A 1188-nucleotide genomic window follows, 5' to 3' on the forward strand; every position below is an offset into this window, starting at 1 on the left:
CAAACTTACCGCCACCCAACTCAGCAGCAATCCCACCAACCACATAAGAGGCGACAGCATTTTGTGCTCTTTGTGCCCATGTGTTGGCTTGGCTACTAACGCCTGCCGCCTCATATGCACCTGACCAACTTGCGCCATAACTGACAGCTGAGCCTAAGAATCCGCTTTTGAAACTACCACCAGACAATCGACTTCGCACGCCACCAGTTACGCCATGGGCTATACCTGCTTTCATTGGATGCATAAATCCTGCTGTTAATGCACCTAACATTCCTTGTTTTAAATCACCTTTGCTTCCTATCATGCCTGACAAAAATCCTGCTACATAAACATTTAATCTTGGGATAAATAAAATACCAATTAAAAAAGGGTAGCGTCCCCAATATCTTCTCCCTTTTATTCGATTGTTGTCTGAAATTGTGAGGGGTTTATAATTTTCTTATTATTCTAAAAATTATATATGTATAAATACACAATAAAACTAAATAGATAATGCTATTGATATACTCATGTCTTACTTTTTCACTTTGTTCATTTATATAAGATGCAATCTGAGATATAGCCTTATCTTGACGTTGATAATCTTCTTTTAAAAATTGAATAATTTTTCTTGATTTTTTTAAATCTTGATTTTTAATAGAATCCTCTAACAAAATAACAAATTTTTCTATGTTACTTTCTGTATTGATCATTGGTATAGGCATATAACTACCTAATACAAATATTTTTGTTATCAGTCCAATAGCGATATACAATGGAAGAAAGTATATTGAGTGCTTTTTTTTCATTTCCTAAAATCCTATTTTTTTAAGTTCTTTTTCTCGTTCTCTATAAATTTTATCCATAGTATTCTTAGTTTTCATAACTTTACTATTTGCTCCTAAATATTGCCCTGCCATCAATTTTATATCATAAACTTGCATTGCTCCACCTATAGACATCATGCCATATCCAATCACCTTAGAAAATGGGTGAGGAAGAAGTGCTAACATACCGCCAACTCCTGAAAAAATAACACCAGTCAGACCCCATCCACTCCACCCGCTAGATGTTTTTTCGCCACTATTCTCAAGCTCAGAATTGCCAAAATCATTAAACATCCTACTAAACGCCGCACTCATCCCGCCATTAGCAAACTTACCGCCACCCAACTCAGCAGCAATCCCGCCAACCACATAAGAAGCGACA

General features: G+C 36.2%; 3 protein-coding genes. All 3 read right to left on the bottom strand.

The annotated features are described in order from the left end of the window. On the bottom strand, window positions 1-304 hold a 304-nt coding region (locus BBROOKSOX_RS11300; RefSeq protein ID WP_373896631.1), incomplete at its 3' end, for a hypothetical protein. Window positions 305-428: 124 nt separating this feature from the next. Next, the gene (locus BBROOKSOX_RS11305; protein WP_139661949.1) at window positions 429-788 is read right to left on the bottom strand and encodes a hypothetical protein; all 360 of its coding nucleotides are present in this window, start codon (window positions 786-788) and stop codon (window positions 429-431) included. Window positions 789-791: 3 nt separating this feature from the next. Continuing rightward, the coding region (locus BBROOKSOX_RS11310; RefSeq protein ID WP_180324035.1) for a hypothetical protein at window positions 792-1188 on the bottom strand (397 nt) is incomplete at its 5' end.

It is taken from the genome of bacterium endosymbiont of Bathymodiolus sp. 5 South (assembly GCF_900128535.1).
In the GTDB taxonomy this organism is placed as follows: domain Bacteria; phylum Pseudomonadota; class Gammaproteobacteria; order PS1; family Pseudothioglobaceae; genus Thiodubiliella.